We start from the raw sequence: 21511 nt of genomic DNA on the forward strand, positions 1-21511 counted from the left end.
GCGCTGTCCTCCGAGGAACAACGACAGGAAGCGGTAGGGCACATGGCGTATGGGTCGCGGCAGCCGATCACCGAACCCCGCCCGTTGGTCGAGCGCCACCGAGAACTCCAGGTGCTCGACTGCGCGTTGTCGGGCCTCGGCCGCGCCGTCGAAGGGGTGCCGCGGGCGCAGCCCGGCGGACTGCTCGCCTTCACCGGTGCGGCCGGGCTGGGAAAGACCGCGCTCATGGCGGAAGCACGCACACGCGCCGCGGCGCACGGATTCACGGTGTTCTCGGGGCGGGGCGGCGAGACCGAACAGGAGCTGGCGTTCCGCGTGGTGCGCCAGCTCGCCCAGCCCACGCTGGCCGCGATGGACGAGACACAACGCCGTGCCTTCCTGGGGAGCTGGTACGACATCGTTGCCGCCGCGCTCGGTCTGGAGGCGACGGACACCGCCCATGCACCGGACCCGACCGGAGTGCGTGACGGTCTCGACTGGGTCATGACCCGGCTCACGGTGTCGAAGGCTCCCGTGGTCCTGCTCCTGGACGACCTGCACTGGGCCGATGCCGAGTCCCTCAACTGGCTCGCGTCGTTCGCGCCACGGGCCGCGGACCTGCCGCTGCTGATCATCGTCGCCTACCGGCCGCACGAACTGCCGCCCGAGGCGGCCGCCTTCCGCGCTCTCGTCGCACACCACGGGAACCGCCCGTGCGAACTGAAACCGCTGACCCCCGCAGGTGTGGCCCGCATCGTCAGGAGCGAAGTGGGGGACGGTGCCGAGGACGACTTCTGCGACGAGTGCTGGACGGTGACCGGCGGGAGCCCCTTCGAGGCCGTCGAGCTCGCCATCGGACTCGGCGAACGCAATCTGAAGGGCACCCAGGCCGACCTGCCCGCGATGCGGAACGTCGCCTCGGCGGTCAAGGGCCCGGGACTGATCGCACGTCTGCAGAAGCTCGGCACGACCACCGTCCGCTTCGCGCACGCCGCTGCCGTGCTGGGTGCGCCGTTCTCACCGGAGCTCGCCGCCACCATCGCGGTGATCGGCAGCGAGGCCGCCACCGAGGCGATCGAGAGCCTGCGTGCCGCCCGGATCGTGGCCGAGGGCCACGGACCCGGTGGGGGCCTCGACTTCGTTCACCCACTGATCGCGACGACGATCTACCGGTCCATCCAGCCGGCCTTCCGGGTCGGCCTGCACAACGCCGCCGCGCTGGCCGTCCGTGCGGCGGGCTTCGGTCCCGCCGAGGCCGCGCGACACCTGCTGGAAGTTCCGTGCGAGGGCAGGACGGAGGTGGTCGAATGCCTCCGCGAGGCCGCCCGCGAGTGCCTGCGGGCCGGCTCCCCGGAAGCCGCCCGGCGCGCGCTGGCCCGAGCGCTGCAGGAGCCCCCGCTCCCGGAGGACCGTGCCGCGCTGCTCCACGAGCTGGCGGGCTCGACCTTTCTGATCGAACCCACGGCCACGGTCGCCCATCTCAAGGAGGCGCGGGCCGAACGCGAGGTCGATCCCGACCTGCGCGCCTCCATCGTCTACCGGCTGACGCAGGCGCTGGCCCACACCGACCAGTTGGCCGAGGCCGCGGCCGTCGCCGACGACGAGGCACGGCAGACCACCAATCCGCGCGTCCGACTGCGCATGCAGGCCGATCACTTCGTCTGGAGCGCGTTCCGCGCGGACGAGCCCGACGCGCCCGCCCGCTCACGCCGGCTGGCGCGGCTGACCGAGCGGCTGCCCGGACGAAACCTGGAGGAGCGGTACATCCTGGGGCTGCGGGCCTGGGACGGGATGCTGCGCGGCGAGGCCCGGCAGACAGTCCTGGCGACCGCCGAAAAAGCCTTGCGGGGCGGACTGAGCTGGACCGACGAGAACCGGGGCTTCGAGGTGCCCGTCTCGGTCGCCCTCGTGTTCATGTACTGCGACCAGCCACGACGGGCCGAGGAACTGTTCACCAGGGGCATGGCCGAGTGCGAGACCAAAGGCTGGCGCGGCTCCCACCTGGCCGTCGGACAGACCCTCTACGGCTACATCCGCTACCGTCGCGGCTGGCTGACCGATGCGGAGGAGCTGGCTCGGGAGGGGCTGCGGACCGCCGACAAGGTGGAAGGGGCGGTGCCCGCCCAGTGGTTCGCCATCGGCATCCTCATCCAGACGCTGCTGGCCCGTGGTCGCACCGCCGACGCGCGAGAAATCGCGGACACCTACCACTACGGCGACGCGGTCCCCAACGCCGTCATCTACCCCGATCCCCGCACCGTGTACGCCGAACTGCTCATGGCGGAGGGGCGGAACACCGAGGCGGAGCACCTGTTGTCCGCCGTCGGGGAGTGGCTGGAGGGTCGGGCCTGGCGCAATCCCGCCTGGTGTCGCTGGCAGCTGAACCTGGCGCACGCCGTCGCCTCCACCGACCCCGATCGGGCCCTCCTGCTCGCCCGGGACGCCGTCAAGCGGGCCCGGGACTTCGGTGCGGCTTCCGTGATCGGGCAGGCGCTGCACGTGGAGGCGGAGGTGACCGCCGGGCCGGCGGCGCAGGAGCTGCATGCTCAGGCCGTGGAACACCTGGAACGGTCGCCCGCCTCGTACGAGCTGGCCCGTGCGCTGGTCGGTCAAGGCGCCGCCCTGTCCCGCCACGGCCGGCTGCATGAGGCCGCGAACCGGCTCTACCAGGGCCTGGAGGGCGCCGTCCACTGCGGTGCCGAGACCCTGGCCGCCCGCGCCAGGGAGGAGCTCTCCGCAGCCGGACTGCGACCGCTCCCCCTGCGCTACGGGCAGACGGACACGCTCACCGCCCACGAACGCCGGACCGCCGAACTGACCGTCCAGGGGCACCCGGTGGCCGTCGTCGCGAAGGAACTGCGCCTCACCGAACAGGGCGTACGGCAGCTGCTCTCCTCCGTCTACCGGAAGATCGGCACCGACGCCACCGATCTCCCCGGAGCCCTGGACGCCTTTCCGCGGGTGCGCCCCTGACCGGCCTCACACGGGCCGCTCCCGCCCCTCCCAGTACGGCTCCCGCAACCGCCGCTTGTACAGCTTGCCGTTGGGATCGCGGGGCATCTCGGTGATGAAGTCGACAGACTTGGGGCGCTTGTAGCCGGCGAGGCGGTCGGCACAGTGGTCGAGGAGCAGGGTGGCTAGGTCGGGGCCTGGCTCGTGCCCGGGGGCCGGTTCGACGACCGCCTTGACCTCCTCGCCCCAGTCGTCGTGCGGGATGCCGAACGCGGCCGCGTCGGCGACGGCAGGGTGGGCGAGCAGCGCGGACTCGATCTCGGCGGGGTAGATGTTGACGCCGCCCGAGATGATCAGGTCGATCTTGCGGTCCCGGAGGAACAGGTAGCCGTCCTCGTCGAGCACGCCGAGGTCGCCGACGGTGAAGAAGTCGCCGATGCGGTTCTTGCGCGTCTTGTCCTCGTCCTTGTGGTAGGCGAAGCCGCCGGTCGTCATCTTCATGTACACGGTGCCGAGTTCACCGGGCGGCAGGCGGTTGCCGTCGTCGTCGAAGATCGCCAACTCGCTGATGGGCCAGGGCTTTCCGACCGTGCCGGGCTTCTTCAGCCAGTCCTCGGCCGTCGCGAAGGCGCCGCCGCCCTCGCTGGCCGCGTAGTACTCCTCCACACATGTGCCCCACCAGTCGATCATCGCCCGCTTCACATGGTCCGGGCAGGGCGCGGCGCCGTGGATCGCGTGCCGCATGGACGAGACGTCGTAGCGCGCGCGTACGCCCTGCGGGAGGGCCAGCAGGCGGTGGAACTGGGTCGGGACCATATGGGTGTGGGTGCAGCGCCGGGTGTCGATGAGGCGGAGCATCTCCTCGGGCGTCCACTTGTCCATCAGGACCAGTGGATGGCCGATGTGCAGGGACGCGCCCGCGAACTGGAGCACCGCCGTGTGGTAGAGCGGCGAGCAGACGAGGTGGACGTTGTCGTCGAACGGCCGAACGCCGAAGATGCCGAGGAAGCCTCCGAGGTACGCCTCCTCGGGCAGCTTGCCGGGCAGCGGGCGCCGGATGCCGCGTGGGCGGCCCGTCGTGCCCGAGGTGTAGTTCATGACCCAGCCGAGGGTGCGGCCGGCAGGCGCCGACTCCGGCTGCCCGTCGAGGAGTTCGGCGTACGGCCGGAAGCCCTCGACCTTCCCTACGGCGTACCGATGGGTGGCGGGCAGGCCGGCCTCTTCGGCGGCCCGGGACGCCTGGTCCCCGTAGCGCTCGTGTGCGAGCAGCACCTTGGCACCGGAGTCGGAGACGATCCAGGCGATCTCGGGGCCGACGAGGTGGTGGTTGACGGGGACGAGGTAGAAGCCGGCCTGGGTGGCGGCGAGGTAGGCGGTGAAGAACTCGGCCGAGTTGGGCAGGACGACGGCGAAGGCGTCGCCGCGCTCCATCCCCGCCGCGCGCAGGCCGTGCACGAGCCGGTTGGCGGCGGCGTGCAGACGTCCCGCGGTCCACTCCTGACCGTCCGGTGCGATCAGGACGATGCGGTCGGGGTCGGCGGTGGCCTGGGCCCAGAAGCCCGCGGGGGGTGTGCCGGTCACTGACCGCTCCTTCCGGCGATGCGGTTGACGTGGTCCACGGCCTGCTCGAAGCCGCGGGTGAGGTCGTCGAAGACTGCCTGGACACTGCGGACGTCGTTCATCCGGCCGACGATCTGGCCGACGGGCGTGCCGAGCAGCGGGTCGACCTCGTACTTCTGGATACGGGAGACCGCTTCGGCGACAAGGAGGCCCTGCAGGGGCATGGGCAGGGCGCCGGGTCCGTGCGGGTCGTCCCAGGCATCGGTCCATTCGGTACGCAGCTGGCGGGCGGGTTTGCCGGTGAGGGCACGGGAGCGGACCGTGTCGCCGGAGCCGGCCGCGAGGAGCTTGCGGGTGAGGGCGGGCGAGTGCAGGTCGGCCTCGGCGGTCGTCAGCCACAGCGAACCGAGCCACACGCCCTGGGCGCCGAGGGCGAGGGCGGCGGCGATCTGCCGTCCGCTGCCGATGCCGCCGGCGGCGAGGACGGGCAGCGGGGCGACCGCGTCGACGGCCTCCGGGGTGAGCACCATCGAGGCGATCTCACCCGTGTGCCCGCCGGCCTCGTACCCCTGCGCCACGACGATGTCGATGCCCGCCGCCTTGTGCTTGAGCGCGTGCCGGGCGCTCCCGGCGAGCGCGGCGACGAGGACGCCCTGCTCGTGGGCGCGGACGACGACGTCGGGGGGCGGGGAGCCGAGGGCGTTGGCCAGCAGCCGGATCGGGTAGTCGAAGGCGACGTCGAGCTGGCTGCGGGCGACCTGCTCCATCCATCCGGTGATCCGCCACCCGGACGCCTCGCCCTCGGCCAGTTCGGGCACCCCGTACTTGGCGAGGGTGTCCCGCACGAACTGGCGGTGGCTGTCGGGGATCATCGCTTCGACCTCGGCCTCGGTGACGCCTTCGACCTTCTTCGCGGGCATGACGACGTCGAGGCCGTACGGCCTGCCGTCGACGTGCGCCTCGATCCAGTCGAGGTCGCGTTTGAGGTCGTCGGGGGCGGTGTAGCGGACCGCGCCGAGCACGCCGAAGCCGCCCGCGCGGCTGATGGCCGCGGCGACGGCGGGGAACGGCGTGAAGCCGAAGACGGCGTGCTCGACTCCCAGTTGCTTGCTCAGCTCCGTCTGCATGGGCGCAGGATGCCGCAGACCTCCGGACGACGGAAGGGTTTTTCTGATACACCGTCAGATTCTTGTGTCCGGGTGTCTTCCATGGCCGGTGTCTTCCACGGCCGCTGGGGCGCCGCTCCTGGGGTCGCTGGATCTGTCCTAGTCCGCCGGGGCCTCCAGGACGGCCATCGCCGCGTTGTGGCCCGGCACCCCGCTCACCCCTCCCCCGCGCACCGCGCCGGCCCCGCACAGCAGGATGTTCGCGTGCCGGGTCTCCACGCCCCAGCGGCCGGTGCCCTCCTGGGCGTACGGCCAGGCGAGGTCGCGGTGGAAGATGTTGCCGCCGGGCAGTTGGAGGTCGCGCTCCAGGTCCAGCGGGGTCCGCGCCTCGATGCAGGGGCGGCCGTCGGCGTCGGTGGCGAGACAGTCGGCGAGGGGTTCGGCGAGGTGGGCGTCGAGCTGGGCGAGGGTGGCTTTGAGGAGTTCCTCGCGGACGGCGTCGTTGTCGCGTTCGAAGAGCCGGGCGGGTGTGTGCAGGCCGAAGAGGGTCAGCGTCTGGTACCCCTGCTCAACGAGGTCCGGCCCGAGGATGCTCGGGTCGGTCAGGGAGTGGCAGTAGATCTCGGAGGGCGGGGCGGCGGGCAGTTCGCCGGCGGCGGCCTGGGCGTGGGCGGTGGCGAGCTGCTCGTATCCCTCGGCGATGTGGAAGGTGCCGGCGAACGCCTCACGCGGGTCGACGGCGCTGTCGCGCAGCCTGGGCAGCCGCTTGAGCAGCATGTTCACCTTGAGCTGGGCGCCCTCGGCGGGGGCGGGCGGCTCGTCGGCGGTGAGGGCCGCGAGCGCTTGCGGAGAGGCGTTCACCAGGACGTGCCGGGCCGCGGCGACGCCCTCGCCGTCGGCCGTGCGGTAGGTGACCTCCGCCGTACGGCCGTCCGTGGCGATGCGGACGGCCTCGTGGCCGGTGGCGAGGACGGCGCCCGCGTCCCGGGCGGCGTCGGCGAGGGCGTCGGTCAGGGCGCCCATGCCGCCGACGGGGACGTCCCAGGCGCCCGTGCCGCCGCCGATCACGTGGTAGAGGAAGCAGCGGTTCTGCTTGAGCGAGGGGTCGTGGGCGTGGGCGAAGGTGCCGATGAGGGCGTCGGTGAGGACGACACCCCGGACCAGGTCGTCCGCGAAGCGCTCCTCGACGGTGACGCCGAGGGGCTCCTCGAAGAGGATCCGCCAGGCCTCCTCGTCGTCGACGCGCCGGCGCAGTTCGTCCCGGGTGGGCAGCGGTTCGGTGAGCGTGGGGAACACCCGCCGGGCGACGCGCCCGGTCATGCCGTAGAAACGCTCCCAGGCCGCGTACTCGCGTTCGCCGCCCGTCAGCCGCGCGAACGCCTCGCGGGTGCGTTGCTCTCCGCCGCCCACGAGCAGTCCGGTCGGCCGCCCGCCGCGCTCCACGGGGGTGTACGAGGAGATCGTGCGGCTCTGGACGCCAAAGCGCAGCCCCAGGTCCCGCACGATCTTCTGGGGTAGCAGGCTGACCAGGTACGAGTAGCGCGAGAGGCGGGCGTCGACGCCGGTGAACGGGCGGGTGGAGACGGCGGCGCCCCCGGTGTGGTCCAGCCGTTCCAGGACCAGCACGGAACGGCCGGCCCGGGCCAGGTAGGCGGCGGCGACCAGGCCGTTGTGGCCGCCTCCGACGATGACGGCGTCGTACGCGCGGTGTCCCTCGTGTGCAGGCATGGTTCTTCGTAACACGAGCCGATCAAGGTCGGCCAGAGCTGGTCGGGCGGGGAGCTGGTCGGGCGGACCGGTCAGGGTCGGCGGAGGCGGACCGCGAGGAAGGTCGGCGTCCGCAGGGCGACGCGGTCCTCGGTGAAGTAGGAGCCTCCGAAGTACTGCCAGTCGCCCGTGGGATGGGTGGTGGACACGAGCTGCGTGCCGCCCGGCCGCAGGACACGGCGGAGTTCGGCGAGCAGCTGCTCCCGGGCCTCGACGTGGTGGTGGACGGGCGCCGGCACCGCGAGGTCGAAGGACTCGTCGGGCAGGAAGGCGAGCGGCTCCTCCAGGTCGTGCCGGTGCAGGGGCGCCCGGTCGCCGTCGCCGAGCCGTTCCCGCGCCGCGCGCAGCAGGCTCTCGCTGCCGTCGACGCCGACGACCGTGGAGGCGCCCCGCTCCAGCAGCTCGGCGGCGTAGTGGCCCGCCCCGCAGCCGAGGTCCAGCACCCGCAGCCCGCCGACGTCACCGGCGAGCCGCAGCATGGCCGGACGGTCGGTGTAGCTGTTGTAGACGTTCTTGGTGACCTGGGCGGCGAACTCCTCGCCCATGGCCCCGTGGTACGCGGTCCCGGCTCCCGTACGATCATGACGACCTCACGTACGGTGAGCCGCGAGGTGCGGCTGGGCACGGAGCTGGGCCGGGGCCACGACTCGAGCCAGGCGGAGCTACGCGCCGCCGGCCGCCCGGTGCCGGCGCAGGACCGCGACTCTTCGGTAGAGCTCGACCGCCTCCTGTCCGCGGCCGAGCTGTTCCAGGCAGTGGGCCTCGTCGCTGCGGCCGGCGAGGGTGTCGGGGTGGTCGGGGCCGAGGACGCGCTCGCGGGCCGCGGCCACCCGCCGGTATTCCGCCAGGGCGTCGGCCCAGCGGCCCAGCCAGCCGAGGCCGACGGCTACCTCGCGGCGGCTGACCAGGGTGTCGGGATGGTCGGCGCCCAGGACGCGCTCGCGGATCGCTGACACGTCCCGGGACTCGGCGAGGGCCTCCTCCCAGCGACCCAGACGGCCGAGGTTGACGCCGAGGCCGTGGCGGGCCCGCAGGGTCTCGGGGTGCGCGGGACCGTCCACGCGGGTGCGGTCGTCGACGAGGTCGCGATAGAGCTGGAGGGCTTCCGCGCTGCGGCCGAGTCGGCCCAGGCTGATGCCGGTCTCGTAGCGGGCGGCGAGGGTGTCGGGGTGGTCGGGGCCGAGCGCCTGCGCGCGGGCCGATGCGACCTCGCGGTAGGTCTGCAGCGCTTCCGGCCAGCGGCCCAACTGGCCCAGCGCGTAGGCCACTTCGTAGCGGGTGACGAGGGTGTCGGGGTGGGCGGGGCCCAGGACGCGGGCGCGAGCGGCGGCCACCTCGCCCGCCATCCGGTACGACTCCTCCAGGCGGCCGAGCCTGCTGAGGTTGAAGGCGAGGTTGTGGCGGCAGCGCAGCGTGTCGGGATGGTCGGCGCCCGCCGTGCGCACCCGGGCGGCCAGGACGGAGGTGTACACCTGGTGGGCGTCGAAGTGACGGCCCAACTGACCGAGCACGAAGGCCATTTCCTGGCGGGTGGCGAGCGTGTCGGCGTGGTCGGCGCCCAGCACCCGGATGCGGGCGGCGGCCACGTGCTGGTACTCGCGCAGTGCGTCGTCGGCGCGGCCGGTGCGGCTGAGGGTGAAGGCGACCTCGTAGCGGCTGGCGAGGGTCTCGGGGTGGTCCGGGCCGAGGAGGTGCGCGCGTTCGGCGGCGACGGCGCGGTGCGCCTCCCCGGCTTCGGCCCAGCGGCCGAGTCGGCCCAGGCTGAGGCCGGCGTTGTGCCGGCCGGCGAGCGTGGTGAGCGCCTGCGGCGACGGGGTGTCCGGCGCGGGCGGAGCGGGGACCGCGCCGAGGACCGGGCGGGGGATCCACTCGCCGGTCAGGGCCGACCCGGGGTCCGGGGGTGTGACCCGCACTCCGGCGCCGGTGGCCTTGTGACCGGTGGTCATGCCCTGGGTCCAGGACGGCAGCCGGGGCTCGCGGCTCGGCGGCTCGGGCGGCCGCAGTTCGGGCTGCGGGGTGACCAGGGTCGGCACATACGCCGGTGTGGTGCGGGCCGCGGCGATGCGCCGGACGATGTCGTGGGCGTCCTGAGGGCGTTGGTCGGGCCGCTTCGCCAGCAGGTCGAGGATGATCCCGTCGAGATGGTCGGGCAGCTCGGGGCGGTACTCGCGCGGCGGCCGGGGCGGGGTGTCCCGGTGACCGACGAGGATCGCCCAGGGGTCGTCCAGGTCGAAGGGCGGGGCTCCGGTGGCGATCTCGTACAGCACACAGCCCAGCGAGTAGAGGTCGCTGCGCTGGTCGACCTCCTCGCCGCCGATCTGCTCCGGTGACATGTAGTGCGGTGTGCCCATGGCGATGCCGGTGCCGGTGAGGCGGGAGGTGAAGCCGATGTCGTGGCCGAGGCGGGCGATGCCGAAGTCGCAGATCTTCACGGTGCCGTCGGTGAGCCGCACGATGTTCGCGGGTTTCAGGTCGCGGTGCACGATGCCCTGGCGGTGCGTGTAGGCGAGGGCGGCGGCGACCTGTTCGGCGATCTCCACGACGTCGGGGACGGGCAGCGGCCGACGCTCGTTGTCGTCCAGCAGCCGGCACAGGTCGCTGCCGTCCAGGAGCTCCATGACGAGGAAGAGGACGCCGTCGCAGTCGCCGAAGTCGTGGACGACCGTCACCCCGCGGTGCTGGAGCCCGGCGGCGACGCGGCCCTCGCGCCGGAACCGCTCGCGCAGGACGCGCCCGAAGGCCGGGTCGTGGTGCGGGCCGATCGGTTTGAGGCACTTCACGGCCACGTGCCGGCCGAGGGACTCGTCGCGGGCCCGCCACACCTCGCCCATGCCTCCGCGCCCGATCAGTTCGAGCAGCCGGTACCGGCCCTGGATCAGCCTGCTCTCCGCCATAGTGCGCCGCCGCCCCCGTTACGTTCCGGCCCTCCCCTGGCTCGTCCAGTATGGCGGCCTATGGCTGGACTTTGAACGGTGCCGGGCGGGCCTGTGGGCCGAGCCTGGCCATGGCCCGCAGGATGTGTTTGGGCGGGAGTTGCCACCGCAGACGTGCGGGGACGCAGCGCAGCAGGGTGCCCGTGGCTCGCAACTCCCGGGTTACGGTGGCGGGTTGCGGGGCCGGCCTGCCGTACAGCTCGTGGGCGTACGGCGGCAGCGAGGCGTACGCCAGGTGCGCCACGCGCCGCCACAGCAGGGCGCGCGCCGGGACGAGCAGGGGGTGCGTCGGCGGTCGCAGCAGGAAGTCGTCCACCTCGCGTGCCTCCGGGCCGGCGGCGAGTTCGGGGCGCATCTTCTCGAAGTAGGCATCCATCTCGGCCCGATCGGCGGGTACGGCGTCCGGGTCGAGGCCCACCAGGCGGGCGCTGACGCGGTGTTCGGCGAGGTAGCGGTCGGCGGCGGCGTCGGTGAGGGGGTAGCCGGAGCGGCGCAGGACGTGCAGGTAGGAGTCGATCTCGGCGCAGTGCACCCACAGCAGAAGTCCGGGTTCGTCGACGGCGTAGCGTTCGCCGGTGTCCGGGTCGGTCGCGGACAGCGTGCGGTGGATCCTGCGGACGCGGGCGCCGGCCTGCTCGGCGGCCTCGGTGGTGCCGTAGGTCGTGGTGCCGACGAAGCCGGCGGTGCGCATCAGCCGGCCCCAGGCGTCGCGCCGGAAGTCTGAGTTCTGCATGACTGCGCGCACGGCACGCGGGTGCAGGGCCTGGAGGTAGAGCGCGCGGATCCCGGCGACCCACATCATGGGGTCGCCGTGCAGCTGCCAGGTCACCGAGCGGGGGCCGAACAGCCCCGGGTCACCTCTGTGGACGCCCGTCATACCCCCAGTGTGACCGCTCCTGCCCGCCCGAGGGCACCCCCGAGCCGGGAGACGAACCGTTTCCCGGCCCATGGGGTGCCGGGGCCGGGCGGGACGTCCTTGTTCCGTAAGGGGTCGGAGCGTTCCGCGCGCGGCCTTCCGCAGGTGGGATGGGGCCATGAAACAGCGCTTCCTCCCGCCGGTGTTCCGGGGCAGACTGCATGACGCCCGCACGGCGACCTCCCTCGGGCGCTGGCTGGGTCTCGCGTTCGCGGTGTGCTTCGTCACCGGCCTGGTCAGTCACGTCATGCAGCATCCGCCGGGCTGGCTGGCCGACGACCTGCCGAGCCGCCCCTCGTGGGGCTACCGGTTCACGCAGGGCCTTCATGTCGCGTCGGGCATCGCCGCCGTTCCGCTGCTGGCGGCGAAGCTGTGGACGGTGTACCCCCGCCTGTTCGAGTGGCCGGTGCTGCGCTCGGTGCGGCACGCGCTGGAGCGTCTGTCGGTCGCGGTGCTGGTGGCCGGCGCCGTCTTCGAACTGTTCACCGGGCTGCTGAACACCGCGCAGTGGTATCCCTGGCCGTTCTCGTTCGTGCCGGTGCACTACGCGGTCGGCTGGCTGGTCGTCGGCGCGCTGCTGCTGCACCTCGCGGTCAAGGCTCCTGAGATCCGCGCGCACTGGAGCCGGCGGTCGCCGGGGACGCTGACGCTGCCCGCCGGGGACGCCGCCGACCGCCGGTCGCTGCTGGCAGCGGTGGGCGCGGCGGTCGGAGCGGTCACCCTGACCACGGTGGGCCAGTCCTTCACCCCGCTGAAGAACCTCGATCTGCTCGCGCCCCGCCACCCCGACCACGGCCCGCAGGCGCTCCCGGTCAACCGCACCGCCACGGCCGCCGGGGTCGCCCATCTCACCGCCGAGAACTACCGCCTGGTGGTGTCCGGGCCCCGGCCGTACACGCTCACCCTGGACGACCTGCGCGCCCTGCCTCAGCGGGAGGTCGAGCTGCCCATCGCCTGTGTGGAGGGCTGGAGCAGGTCGGCGCGCTGGACCGGTGTGCGCGTGGCGGATCTGCTGGAGCGGGCCGGCGCCCCGCGGGACGCACGGGTGCGGGTGGTGTCGCTGCAACTGCGGGGCGGTTACCGGGTCTCGGAAATGGGTCACGAGCACGCCCGTGACCCGCTCACCCTGCTCGCCCTGCGCCTCAACGGCGAGGAGCTGACACCCGACCACGGCTATCCGGCGCGCCTGATCGCCCCGAACCGGCCCGGCGTGCTGCAGACCAAGTGGGTCGGCCGACTGGAGGTGCCGGCATGAGGGTGAAGGCGCTGCGGGCGCTGATCGGCGCGGGCGGTCTCGTACTCATGGGGGTGGGCGTGTCGCTGCTGCTGGACGTGCGGGACCTGACGGATGTGCTGATCTGGCTGGGCGGGGCCGTGGTCCTGCACGACGCGTTGATCGCCCCGCTGGTCCTGCTCGTCGGGCTGGTCGTGGTCCGCGGTGGCGTGCGGGGTCCGGTCCGTGGGGGGCTGCTGGTCGCGGGCGCCCTGACGGCGGTGGCCCTGCCGGTGCTGCTGCGGCCGGGGCCCCGGGCCAACTCCTCGGTGTTGCCGCTGGACTACTCGCGCAACTGGCTGCTGCTGCTCGCGGCGGTGGCGACGGTGACGGCGCTGGTGCTCGTCGGGCGGGCGTTCGGCCGCGGCCGGCGCAGGCCGCCCTCCTGACCTACGGCGCCGGCCCGCTGCCCGGGGCCGCTTACGGATGTCTTACGCCCCCGCGGCGGGGGCCCGTGGGCGCCGGGGCCTTCGTAGGGTCGCCGGATGCGAACCCTTCGTACGACGGCTCTGGTGACCGCGCCTCCGATGCTGCTCGCGGTGGCCGGTCTCGTCCACCCGATCCGGCTGACGGCCATGACGGCCGGTCACTGGGCCGGCCTGCACGTCGCCCTGCTGCCGGTCTTTCCTCTCCTCGTCCTCGGTCTGCTGGTGCCGCTGTGGGGCAGACCGCGTCGCGACGCCGAAGGCGCGCTGACCGTGCTCGCCTGGGCCGGGTGCCTCTGCTACGCCGCCTACTACCTGGGACTCGACGCCGTGGCCGGGATATCCGCCGGCACGGTGGCGGCCCACGGCAGCACGCACGGAGTGGTCGGGCGGCTCTTCGCGGCCGGCGACGAACTGGGCCGCGTCGGGGTGTACGGGCTCGCCGTGGCCTCGCTCGCGACGTGCGCGGTGCTCGGGCGGCGGCACGGCGTGCGGGTGCTGCCGGGGGCCGTGGTCCTCCTGGGCGCGTGCTGGTCGTTCCTGGACAGCCACATCTTCTGGCCCCGGGGGGTGTTCACCATGCTCGGCTTCGCCGTGGCCTTCGCCCTGCTCACCGTGGCCACGTCACGGCCCGGGACGGAAAGGCTTACGAACCCCTGACGTCCCGCCGTGGCGCGGCCCAGGGGCGCGTGTACGGCCGTACGGTCGGGGCATGTTGATCCTGGTCACCGGAGGTGCGGGCTTCATCGGCTCGCACGTCGTCACCGCCCTCACCGCCGCCGGGCACGCCGTCCGCGTCCTCGACGCCCTGCTGCCCGCCGCGCACCGCGCGGCCCCTTCGATCCCCGAAGCCGTCGACTGGCGTCATGCGGACGTCCGCGACAGGGCGGCGGTGGCCGACGCTCTCCACGGCGTCGACGCGGTCTGCCACCAGGCCGCGATGGTCGGCCTCGGCAAGGACTTCGCCGACGCCCCCGACTACGTCGGCTGCAACGACCTCGGCACCGCCGTGCTGCTGGCCGGCATGGCGCAGGCCGGGGTGCGCCGACTCGTGCTGGCGAGTTCGATGGTCGTCTACGGCGAGGGCCGCTACGAGTGCTCGCGGCACGCAGTGGTACGACCGGGCCCGCGCGAAGTGGCCGATCTGGAGGCGGGGCGCTTCGAGCCCCCGTGCCCGGCGTGCGGGGAGCCGCTCGCCGCCGGCCTGGTGGCCGAGGACGCGCCCGCCGATCCGCGCAACGTGTACGCGGCCACCAAGATCGCCCAGGAACACCTCGCCGCCGCATGGGCGCGGGCGACGGGCGGCCGGGTGGCGGCACTGCGCTACCACAACGTGTACGGGCCCGGCATGCCGCGCGACACCCCGTACGCGGGTGTCGCCTCGCTGTTCCGTTCCGCGCTCGCCCGCGGCGAGGCGCCGCGCGTCTTCGAGGACGGCGGCCAGCAGCGGGACTTCGTCCATGTACGGGACGTCGCCATGGCCAACCGCGCCGCACTGGACGGGGTGGACGACCTGCCTAACGGCACCGCGCGCGCGTACAACGTCGGCAGCGGCGAGCCCCACACCGTGGGCGAGATGGCCGCCGCGCTGGCCGCGGAGCACGGCGGTCCGCCGCCCGTCGTCACGGGCGATTACCGGCTCGGCGACGTCCGGCACATCACCGCCTCCTCGCGTCGGCTGCGCGAGGAACTGGGCTGGAAGCCCGAGGTGTCCTTCTCGCAGGGCATGGCGGAGTTCGCGACCGCGGCGCTGCGCACCGTGTGACGTCCGCCCACCAGAGCCTGTCCGGCCGATCAAGTCGCAGGAAAGCGACGGGGGCTGAGCGGTGCGGGTGAGCGGGGTCTGGTGCGTGCAGTTGCAAAACGGAGGAGGGCGTCGACGCGATGGAGGTCCCCCCTCTGGGGGGTGGGGGTGCCCCCTCCGGGGGAGCGTGCCGGACCCCGCGTCTGCGGCATGATCGGCTGGGCAGGTCCTAGGCGACCAGAGGCAGCCGGACCTCGAAGCGGCAGCCGCCGGGCACGTTGCGTACGGCGGCGTGCCCGCGGTGGGCCTCGACGATGCCGCGCACGATGGCCAGGCCCAGACCGGCCCCGGCCGGCGGGGTACGGGCGTCGGTGCCGCGCCAGCCGGTCTCGAAGACGCGTGGCAGGTCTTCCGGGGCGATGCCGCCGCAGCCGTCGGTCACGGCCAGCACGACGCTGTCGGCCTCCCGGCGGGCGGAGACCGCGACGGTGCCGTCGGCCGGTGTCCGGCGGATGGCGTTGACGAGCAGGTTGGCCAGGACGCGGGACATCTCCCGGCCGTCGACCTCGACCGGCACGGGCTCCACACCGTGCCCGACCAGCTGTACCCCGTGCTCCCTGGCCAGTGCGTCGACGCCCGCGATGGCGTCGCCGACGAGGTCGTAGACCGACATCCGGGTCGGCGTCAGCGCGAGGACACCGGCCTGGATGCGGGAGAGTTCGAACAGGTCGCCGACCATGCCGCTGAGCCGTCCCACCTCGGACCGGATGCGGGCGTGGTAGACGCCGGGGTCGTGGACCATGCCGTCCTCCAGCGCCTCGGCCATCGCCTGCAGTCCGGCCAGCGGGGTGCGCAGATCGTGGGAGATCCAGGCGACCAGTTCGCGGCGGGACTCCTCAAGGGCCCTCTCCCGTTCCCGGGAGGCTGCCAACTTGGCGCTGGTGGCCGCGAGTTCACGGCTGAGCTGGGCGAGTTCGGCGGTGGGCGCGAGGACCGGCGGAGTGAAACTGCCGTCGTCCCCGAGGGCGCGGGTGGCCTCGGCGAGGGCCCGGCTGCCCCTGACCACGCCCCTGCCGAGGACGAGCGCCACCACCAGCGAGACCACCGCCGCCATGGCGCACACCATGGTCACGACCCACAGGTCGTGGTCGGACAGGAACATCGCCCGGGCCACCAGCATGGTTCCGGCGAGCATCGCCGCGACCGTGACGGCGGCGACCACGGCCAGCGACAGCGCGACCGACCGGTTGCGCAGCAGGCGCAGGACGGCCATGCCGGCCAGTCCGGCGGCGACCGCGCCGACGGCCGCGTACAGCGCGATGATCAGCAGGTCACCGGTCATGGCTCGGTCCTTCCGCGGCGGCGGTGTCCGGACGCAGCGGGTCGAAGCGGTAGCCGACCCCCCACACCGTGCTGATCAGGCGGGGGCGGGCCGGATCGTCCTCGACCTTCTCGCGCAGCCGCCGCACATGGACGGTCACGGTCGAAAGATCGCCGAACTCCCAGCCCCACACACGCCGCATCAGATCTTCCCGGCTCACCGCCCGCCCGGGGTTGCGCAGGAAGAACTCCAGGAGGTCGAACTCGCGTAGCGTCAGGGCGAGTTCGCGATCGTCGCGGGTGGCGCGCCGGGCGGCGGGATCCATCGCGAGCGGTCCGGCCCGCAGCCAGGGCTCCGCGGACGAGGTCCGGGCCGCGGTCGCCGCGCCGGCGCGGCGCAGCACCGACTCCACCCGCAGGACGAGTTCGCGGGGGCTGAAGGGCTTGGTGACGTAGTCGTCCGCGCCGACCTCCAGGCCGAGGACGCGGTCCTCCTCGTCACCCCGGGCGGTGAGCATGATCACCGGCAGTGGGCCGTCCCTTCGGATGCGTCGGCAGACCTCCAGGCCGTCCATGCCGGGCAGCATCAGGTCCAGTACGACCAGGTCGGGCGGTTGGGTGCCGGCCAGCCGGACGGCGCTGGGGCCGTCGGCGGCCACGTCGACCTCGAAGCCGGCCCGGTCCAGATATCCGGCGACGACCTCGGAGACGGTGGGGTCGTCGTCCACGACGAGTACGCGTTTCACACGACGAGTCTCGCACCGGCTGCCGGCCGCTGACCTGCGACGCCGGCCGACGTCAGCGATCCGTAAGGTCTGGAATTCCGTTATGTCCGTTTCAAGTTCGTAGGGTGAGCGGCGTGATCGAGACTTCCCCCTCCCCTCTTGTGGACGTCGTGCTGCCTTGTCTCGACGAGGCCGACGCCCTCCCCTGGGTACTGGACCGCATCCCCGCGGGCTGGCGTGCGATCGTCGTCGACAACGGCTCCACCGACGGCTCCCCGGACATCGCCCGCGCACTCGGCGCGAAAGTCGTCCACGAGCCCCGGCGCGGGTTCGGCGCCGCCTGTCACGCCGGTCTGTCCGCCGCCACCGCCGACATCGTCTGCTTCTGCGACTGCGACGCCTCCCTCGACCCCGGGTTGCTGCCCGGGCTGGCCGGTCCCGTCCTCGACGGCGCCGCCGACCTGGTCCTGGGCCGCCGACGCGCCACGGCCTTCCGTGCCTGGCCCCCGCACGCCCGGCTCGCCAACCTGGAACTGGCCCGGCTGGTCCGCCGCCGCACCGGCCTGCGCCTGCACGACCTCGGCCCGATGCGGGCCGCCCGCCGCGAAGCCCTGCTCGCCCTCGGCCTGACCGATCGGCGCTCCGGCTATCCGCTGCAGATGGTGGTCCGCGCCGCCGACGCCGGCTGGCGGGTGACCGAGACCGACGTCCCGTATCAGCCGCGCACCGGCCGCTCGAAGGTCACCGGCACCTGGCGCGGCACCTGGAACGCCGTCCGCGACATGCGCGCCGTCCTCGCCGAACAGCCCGCCGCCCGTCCGGCCGCGGCCACGGCGGTCGAGGGGGTCGCGCGATGACGGCGACCACGGGACCGGCCACGCTGCTGGTCATCGCCAAGGAGCCGGTGCCCGGGCGGGTCAAGACGCGGCTCACCCCGCCGTACACCCCCCACGAGGCGGCGGCGCTGGCCGAGGCGGCTCTCACCGACACCCTCCTGACCGTGCTGCGGGCTCCCGCCCGGCGCCGCGTCCTGGTCCTGGACGGAACCCCCGGTTCCTGGCTGCCGCCCGGCTTCGACATCGTTCCCCAGGCACCGGGCGGCCTGGCGGAGCGGATCGCGGCCGCCTTCGAGGGTTGCGACGGCGGTCCGGCCTTCCTGGTGGGCATGGACACTCCGCAGCTGACCGTGGACCTCCTCGCCGAGGCCGGGCGCGACGGCTGCGACGCCTGGTTCGGGCCGGCCGCCGACGGCGGATTCTGGGGTCTCGGGTTCGCCGATCCGGGACGGGCGGGGGCTCTGGTGCGGGGCGTGCCGATGTCGACGGACCGCACGGGCGCCGTCCAGAGGGGCCGGCTCGCCGAGGCGCGGCTCGTCATCCGTGATCTTCCGGTGCTGCGGGACGTGGACACCGCCGCGGACGCCGCGGAGGTCGCCGCGTGCTGCCCGCCCGACTCCGGTTTCCGTGCCGTCCTGAACTCGCTCGCGGAGACCGCCCGATGAGCGGCGCCGCGAGCGGTGGGCAGCCCGCCCTCGCCGAGCGGGCGGAGACGACCGCGCCCCCGCGGTCGCCGCACCCGGTGCTTGCGCCGGTCTGGCCACCGGCTGCGACGCGCCCCGCCGACGACCTGGTCACCGTGGAGCCCGGGACACCGTGGGCGGACGACCCCTACGCCCGCGCGCTGCGCGCCGGCCACGGCCCGCTGTTCCTGCGCCGCCTGTCGGATCCTGATCGTCCCGGGCAGGGAGAGCTCCTGCCGCTGGACGTGGAGCGCTGGTGTGCCGCCGCCGATGCCGTCGACCTGGCCGTACTGCGCCGCTGCACCGGCCCGGTCATGGACGTCGGCTGCGGCCCCGGACGGCTGGTGGCCGAGCTGGCCGCCCGGGGCATGCCGGCGCTGGGCGTGGACCTCAGCCCGGCCGCCGTGTCCCGTACCCGGCGCCGAGGCGGCTCCGCTGTGCGGCGGTCCGTCTTCGCCCGCCTGCCCAGGGAGGGGCGGTGGACCACGCTGCTCCTCATGGACGGCAACATCGGCATCGGCGGTGATCCCGTCGCCCTGCTCACCCGGCTGCACCGGCTCGCCGCGCCCGGCGGACGCCTGCTCGCCGAGGCCGCCCCCGACGACGTCGACGAACGCCTCACCGTCCGCGTGGAGGACGGCCACGGCCGGCACGGCCGTCCCTTTCCCTGGGCCCGCGTCGGCGTCACCGCGCTGTTGCGCGCCTCGGACGCAGCCGGCTGGATCCTCACCGGGCGGTGGACGGCCGACGGCCGCCCCTTCGTCGAACTGCACCGCCCGAAGCCGCCGTACGACGACCCGGATCCCACTGCACCCGGAGGGCCCGCCCCCGCATGAGCGACACCACTCTCCCCCGCGGCCGGGGCCAGGAGAAACCCCGAGCTTCCTCCGTCCCGGATCCCGGCCGTCCCGTCGCGTCGAAGCGCCGACGTGTGCCCCTCGCCGTCGCCGTCACCACCGCCCTGCTCGCCGCGCTCACCGCCGTCGTGGTCGACACCCTTCGCTCCGGCGACAACGAGACCGACCCCGGCCGGGTGCTGGCCGGTTACGCCGTCGCCTGGACGCTGTTCGCCGCCGCGGCGTGGACCGTGCGCAAAGTGCCGGCACGCGCCGCGGTCGTCCTCGTGCTGGCGGGCTCGGCCGCCGTCGCCGTGGCCGCGCTGACCACCCCGCCCCGCACCAGCAACGACATGTTCCGCTACGCCTGGGACGGCCGTGTGCAGGCCGCGGGCATCTCCCCGTACGCCCACCCACCGGCCGCGCCCGAGCTGAAGCACCTGCGCGACCCCTGGCTGTTCCCCACCGAACGGCCCTGCGAGGGCTGGGGCCTGACCCACACCAAGGACGACCTGTGCGTCCGTATCAACCGGCCGGGCGTTCCCACCATCTACCCGCCCGTCGCCGAGGGCTGGTACCTCGCCGTCCACGTCCTCTCCCCGGCGGACAGCCGCCACAAGCCGCTCCAGATCGGGGGCGCGGTGCTGGCGTTCGGCACCACCCTCGCCCTGCTCGCGGTACTGCGCCGGCGCGGCGACCCGCAACGGGCCCCCGCCCGGGCAGCCCTGTGGGCGTGGTGCCCCGCCGTCCCCTTCGAAGCGGTCAACGACGCGCACATCGACACCCTCGGCGTTCTGCTCACCGTCCTCGCGCTCGGCACGGCCACCGCCGGCGCCCGCCGGGGCGCGCTCCTCGGCGCCGCCGTCGCCGTGAAACTGCTGCCCATCCTGGCGCTGCCCGGCGCCCTGGCCGGGCAGCGCGGCCCGAAGCGGATCGCGGGCGTGGTCACGGCCGTCGTCGGCGCGGTCGCGCTCGCCTACCTGCCGTATGTCGCCGCGTCAGGCGTCGGCGTACTCGGCTACCTGCCCGGCTACCTCCAGGAGGAAGGCTACGAATCCGGACATGTACGCCGCTTCGCCCTGCTGCGCCTGCTGCTGCCGGACACCGCCGCGGGCGTGGCCGTGACGATCCTGCTCGCGCTGACCGCCCTGTACGTGTGGTGGCGCGGTGACCCCGCCCGGCCCTGGTCCGGCGCCCTGCTGCTCACCGGCACGGCACTGGTCCTCGTATCGCCCAGCTACCCCTGGTACTCCCTGCTCCTGGTCGCCCTGGTCGCCCTCGACGGCCGCTGGGAGTGGCTGACCGTCACCATGGCCGGCACCGTGCTCTACCTCGCCGCCCGCATACTGCCCGGCTTCCCTCTCCAGGCCTGGACCTACGGCGCCGCGGCCGTGGCGGTCGCGCTCGGCGCCTGTCTGCGGGGCGCCCGGGGCGATCGGCACGAGGTCCTGAGCTGAGGCCGGTGCCCGCCTCGGCAAGCCACCGGGTGGGTGGGCACCGCGCTCGGGCGCCGACGAGCTTCGCCGGCGCTCCGTGGGGCACGGCCCTGAGGGCTCAGCTTGTTCTTTTTCTTCCGGCCTCGAACGGTGTCTCGTACTGAGTCGCTCACCTGGGGGTTCGCCGGACGTGGGGGCGGCCTTCGTCTGATCCTGTGCTCCGACCAAGGTGCACGTGACCACGACGAAGGCCGTGAGGGTGAGTCTGCTGCCAGTTGCTGTCCGGAAGGAAGCGTTCGCGGAAGCGTCACGCTTCCGAGGCGAGTTCTACGAGTGTCTGACCGCTCGGCGCGACGAATTGTTCGAGCTGACCGATGCGGTGCTGTGTGCGGACGGCGCGGTGAAGTCCCCGGTGGACTTGACGCTGCTGCCCGAGCATCGTCGTGGGCACGGAGCGATGTACGGCGGTCTCAATCATGGCCGGATCGACATGGATCGGCTGCGGACGGTGCTGTCCGGGCTGTCGCTGCCGCGTTTCGACGGCGGGCGCCTGGTGCTGGCGGTCGACGTGTCGCCGTGGCTTCGCTCGGACGCGCCGTGCTCGGCCGAGCGGTTGTTCTGCCACGTCTACGGCCGTGCGAAGACGGCGTCGCAGTTCATTCCGGGCTGGCCCTACTCCTTCGTGGCGGTGCTGGAGCCTGGTGCCACGTCCTGGACCGCGATCCTGGACGCGGTCCGGCTCGGACCGGTGGACGACGCCACCGCGGTCACCGCCGCCCAGCTGCGGGGTGTCGTCGAGCGGCTCATTGCCGCAGGCCAGTGGCAGGCCGGGGACCCGCATATCGTGATCGTCAGCGACGCTGGCTACGATGTCACCCGCCTGGCCTGGGTCCTGCGGGACCTGCCCGTCCAGATGGTCGGCCGAGTCCGCTCCGACCGCGTCATGCGTCTGCCGAAACCACCGCGGATGCACGGCGTCAACGGCCGGCCGCCCAAGCACGGCCCGGAATTCCGCTTCAC

18 protein-coding genes are annotated in these 21511 nt (G+C 73.5%); 10 read left to right on the forward strand and 8 right to left on the reverse strand.

Annotated features, from left to right (window positions below):
* Positions 1-42 precede the first annotated feature (42 nt).
* Positions 43-2952: an ATP-binding protein gene (locus tag ACIBTS_RS32755; protein ID WP_399324230.1), complete on the forward strand. Its 2910-nt coding sequence runs from the start codon at positions 43-45 to the stop codon at positions 2950-2952.
* Between the two features lie 6 nt (positions 2953-2958).
* On the opposite strand, the gene ACIBTS_RS32760 is transcribed toward ACIBTS_RS32755, so the two are convergent.
* The 6 genes from ACIBTS_RS32760 to ACIBTS_RS32785 form a co-directional block, all read right to left on the reverse strand.
* Positions 2959-4512 (reverse strand): acyl-CoA synthetase, encoded by a 1554-nt coding sequence (locus tag ACIBTS_RS32760; RefSeq protein WP_399324232.1) that lies wholly within the window; start codon positions 4510-4512, stop codon positions 2959-2961.
* Positions 4509-5618 (reverse strand): NAD(P)H-dependent flavin oxidoreductase, encoded by a 1110-nt coding sequence (locus tag ACIBTS_RS32765; RefSeq protein ID WP_399324234.1) that lies wholly within the window; start codon positions 5616-5618, stop codon positions 4509-4511. The genes ACIBTS_RS32760 and ACIBTS_RS32765 overlap by 4 nt, the downstream gene beginning before the upstream one ends.
* Positions 5619-5756: 138 nt before the next feature.
* The gene (locus ACIBTS_RS32770; RefSeq protein WP_399324236.1) at positions 5757-7325 is read right to left on the reverse strand and encodes a phytoene desaturase family protein; all 1569 of its coding nucleotides are present in this window, start codon (positions 7323-7325) and stop codon (positions 5757-5759) included.
* A 71-nt stretch (positions 7326-7396) separates the two neighbouring features.
* Positions 7397-7909 carry a class I SAM-dependent methyltransferase gene (locus tag ACIBTS_RS32775; RefSeq protein ID WP_399324238.1) on the reverse strand — a complete coding sequence of 171 codons (513 nt, stop codon included), beginning with the start codon at positions 7907-7909 and terminating at the stop codon, positions 7397-7399.
* Between the two features lie 117 nt (positions 7910-8026).
* Positions 8027-10258 (reverse strand): tetratricopeptide repeat protein, encoded by a 2232-nt coding sequence (locus tag ACIBTS_RS32780; RefSeq protein ID WP_399324240.1) that lies wholly within the window; start codon positions 10256-10258, stop codon positions 8027-8029.
* A 58-nt stretch (positions 10259-10316) separates the two neighbouring features.
* A complete protein-coding gene (locus ACIBTS_RS32785; protein WP_399324242.1) occupies positions 10317-11174 on the reverse strand; it encodes an oxygenase MpaB family protein in 858 nt (285 codons plus the stop codon).
* 157 nt (positions 11175-11331) lie between these two features.
* On the opposite strand from ACIBTS_RS32785, the gene ACIBTS_RS32790 reads away from it, so the two are divergent.
* The 4 genes from ACIBTS_RS32790 (at position 11332) to ACIBTS_RS32805 (ending at position 14676) form a co-directional block, all read left to right on the forward strand.
* Positions 11332-12468 (forward strand): molybdopterin-dependent oxidoreductase, encoded by a 1137-nt coding sequence (locus tag ACIBTS_RS32790; RefSeq protein WP_399324244.1) that lies wholly within the window; start codon positions 11332-11334, stop codon positions 12466-12468.
* The gene (locus tag ACIBTS_RS32795; protein ID WP_399324246.1) at positions 12465-12875 is read left to right on the forward strand and encodes a hypothetical protein; all 411 of its coding nucleotides are present in this window, start codon (positions 12465-12467) and stop codon (positions 12873-12875) included. The genes ACIBTS_RS32790 and ACIBTS_RS32795 overlap by 4 nt, the downstream gene beginning before the upstream one ends.
* 96 nt (positions 12876-12971) lie before the next feature.
* Positions 12972-13571: a hypothetical protein gene (locus ACIBTS_RS32800; protein ID WP_399324248.1), complete on the forward strand. Its 600-nt coding sequence runs from the start codon at positions 12972-12974 to the stop codon at positions 13569-13571.
* A gap of 52 nt (positions 13572-13623) precedes the next feature.
* Complete coding sequence (locus ACIBTS_RS32805) at positions 13624-14676, forward strand: NAD-dependent epimerase/dehydratase family protein (protein WP_399324250.1); 1053 nt, start codon at positions 13624-13626, stop codon at positions 14674-14676.
* A 208-nt stretch (positions 14677-14884) separates the two neighbouring features.
* Here the strand turns inward: ACIBTS_RS32805 and ACIBTS_RS32810 are convergent, their stop codons facing one another.
* Both ACIBTS_RS32810 and ACIBTS_RS32815 read right to left on the reverse strand, forming a co-directional pair.
* Entirely contained in the window at positions 14885-15997 is a 1113-nt protein-coding gene (locus ACIBTS_RS32810) for a HAMP domain-containing sensor histidine kinase (RefSeq protein WP_319674324.1), read from the reverse strand.
* Positions 15987-16721 (reverse strand): response regulator transcription factor, encoded by a 735-nt coding sequence (locus tag ACIBTS_RS32815; RefSeq protein ID WP_399324252.1) that lies wholly within the window; start codon positions 16719-16721, stop codon positions 15987-15989. The genes ACIBTS_RS32810 and ACIBTS_RS32815 overlap by 11 nt, the downstream gene beginning before the upstream one ends.
* Positions 16722-16837: 116 nt before the next feature.
* Here ACIBTS_RS32815 and ACIBTS_RS32820 point away from each other — a divergent pair, with 116 nt between their 5' ends.
* From ACIBTS_RS32820 to ACIBTS_RS32840, 5 genes are all read left to right on the forward strand, one after another.
* Positions 16838-17557: a glycosyltransferase family 2 protein gene (locus ACIBTS_RS32820; RefSeq protein ID WP_399324265.1), complete on the forward strand. Its 720-nt coding sequence runs from the start codon at positions 16838-16840 to the stop codon at positions 17555-17557.
* A complete protein-coding gene (locus ACIBTS_RS32825; protein ID WP_399324254.1) occupies positions 17554-18201 on the forward strand; it encodes a DUF2064 domain-containing protein in 648 nt (215 codons plus the stop codon). The genes ACIBTS_RS32820 and ACIBTS_RS32825 overlap by 4 nt, the downstream gene beginning before the upstream one ends.
* Positions 18198-19055 carry a methyltransferase domain-containing protein gene (locus ACIBTS_RS32830; protein WP_399324256.1) on the forward strand — a complete coding sequence of 286 codons (858 nt, stop codon included), beginning with the start codon at positions 18198-18200 and terminating at the stop codon, positions 19053-19055. Before ACIBTS_RS32825 ends, ACIBTS_RS32830 begins: the two co-directional genes overlap by 4 nt.
* Positions 19052-20512 (forward strand): glycosyltransferase family 87 protein, encoded by a 1461-nt coding sequence (locus ACIBTS_RS32835; protein ID WP_399324258.1) that lies wholly within the window; start codon positions 19052-19054, stop codon positions 20510-20512. The genes ACIBTS_RS32830 and ACIBTS_RS32835 overlap by 4 nt, the downstream gene beginning before the upstream one ends.
* 238 nt (positions 20513-20750) lie before the next feature.
* On the forward strand, positions 20751-21511 hold a 761-nt coding region (locus ACIBTS_RS32840), incomplete at its 3' end, for a transposase (protein ID WP_399324267.1).

The sequence above is a fragment of the Streptomyces sp. NPDC050121 genome (assembly GCF_044460385.1).
Taxonomy (GTDB): Bacteria; Actinomycetota; Actinomycetes; order Streptomycetales; family Streptomycetaceae; genus Streptomyces; species Streptomyces soliscabiei.

Bases quoted from the DNA above. Each gene is read 5' to 3' on its own strand.
- ACIBTS_RS32755 (WP_399324230.1), top strand. From the start codon at position 43: ATGGCGTATGGGTCGCGGCAGCCGATCACCGAACCCCGCCCGTTGGTC.
- ACIBTS_RS32765 (WP_399324234.1), bottom strand. From the start codon at position 5,618: ATGCAGACGGAGCTGAGCAAGCAACTGGGAGTCGAGCACGCCGTCTTC.
- ACIBTS_RS32770 (WP_399324236.1), bottom strand. From the start codon at position 7,325: ATGCCTGCACACGAGGGACACCGCGCGTACGACGCCGTCATCGTCGGA.
- ACIBTS_RS32775 (WP_399324238.1), bottom strand. From the start codon at position 7,909: ATGGGCGAGGAGTTCGCCGCCCAGGTCACCAAGAACGTCTACAACAGC.
- ACIBTS_RS32780 (WP_399324240.1), bottom strand. From the start codon at position 10,258: ATGGCGGAGAGCAGGCTGATCCAGGGCCGGTACCGGCTGCTCGAACTG.
- ACIBTS_RS32785 (WP_399324242.1), bottom strand. From the start codon at position 11,174: ATGACGGGCGTCCACAGAGGTGACCCGGGGCTGTTCGGCCCCCGCTCG.
- ACIBTS_RS32790 (WP_399324244.1), top strand. From the start codon at position 11,332: ATGAAACAGCGCTTCCTCCCGCCGGTGTTCCGGGGCAGACTGCATGAC.
- ACIBTS_RS32795 (WP_399324246.1), top strand. From the start codon at position 12,465: ATGAGGGTGAAGGCGCTGCGGGCGCTGATCGGCGCGGGCGGTCTCGTA.
- ACIBTS_RS32800 (WP_399324248.1), top strand. From the start codon at position 12,972: ATGCGAACCCTTCGTACGACGGCTCTGGTGACCGCGCCTCCGATGCTG.
- ACIBTS_RS32805 (WP_399324250.1), top strand. From the start codon at position 13,624: ATGTTGATCCTGGTCACCGGAGGTGCGGGCTTCATCGGCTCGCACGTC.
- ACIBTS_RS32810 (WP_319674324.1), bottom strand. From the start codon at position 15,997: ATGACCGGTGACCTGCTGATCATCGCGCTGTACGCGGCCGTCGGCGCG.
- ACIBTS_RS32825 (WP_399324254.1), top strand. From the start codon at position 17,554: ATGACGGCGACCACGGGACCGGCCACGCTGCTGGTCATCGCCAAGGAG.
- ACIBTS_RS32830 (WP_399324256.1), top strand. From the start codon at position 18,198: ATGAGCGGCGCCGCGAGCGGTGGGCAGCCCGCCCTCGCCGAGCGGGCG.
- ACIBTS_RS32835 (WP_399324258.1), top strand. From the start codon at position 19,052: ATGAGCGACACCACTCTCCCCCGCGGCCGGGGCCAGGAGAAACCCCGA.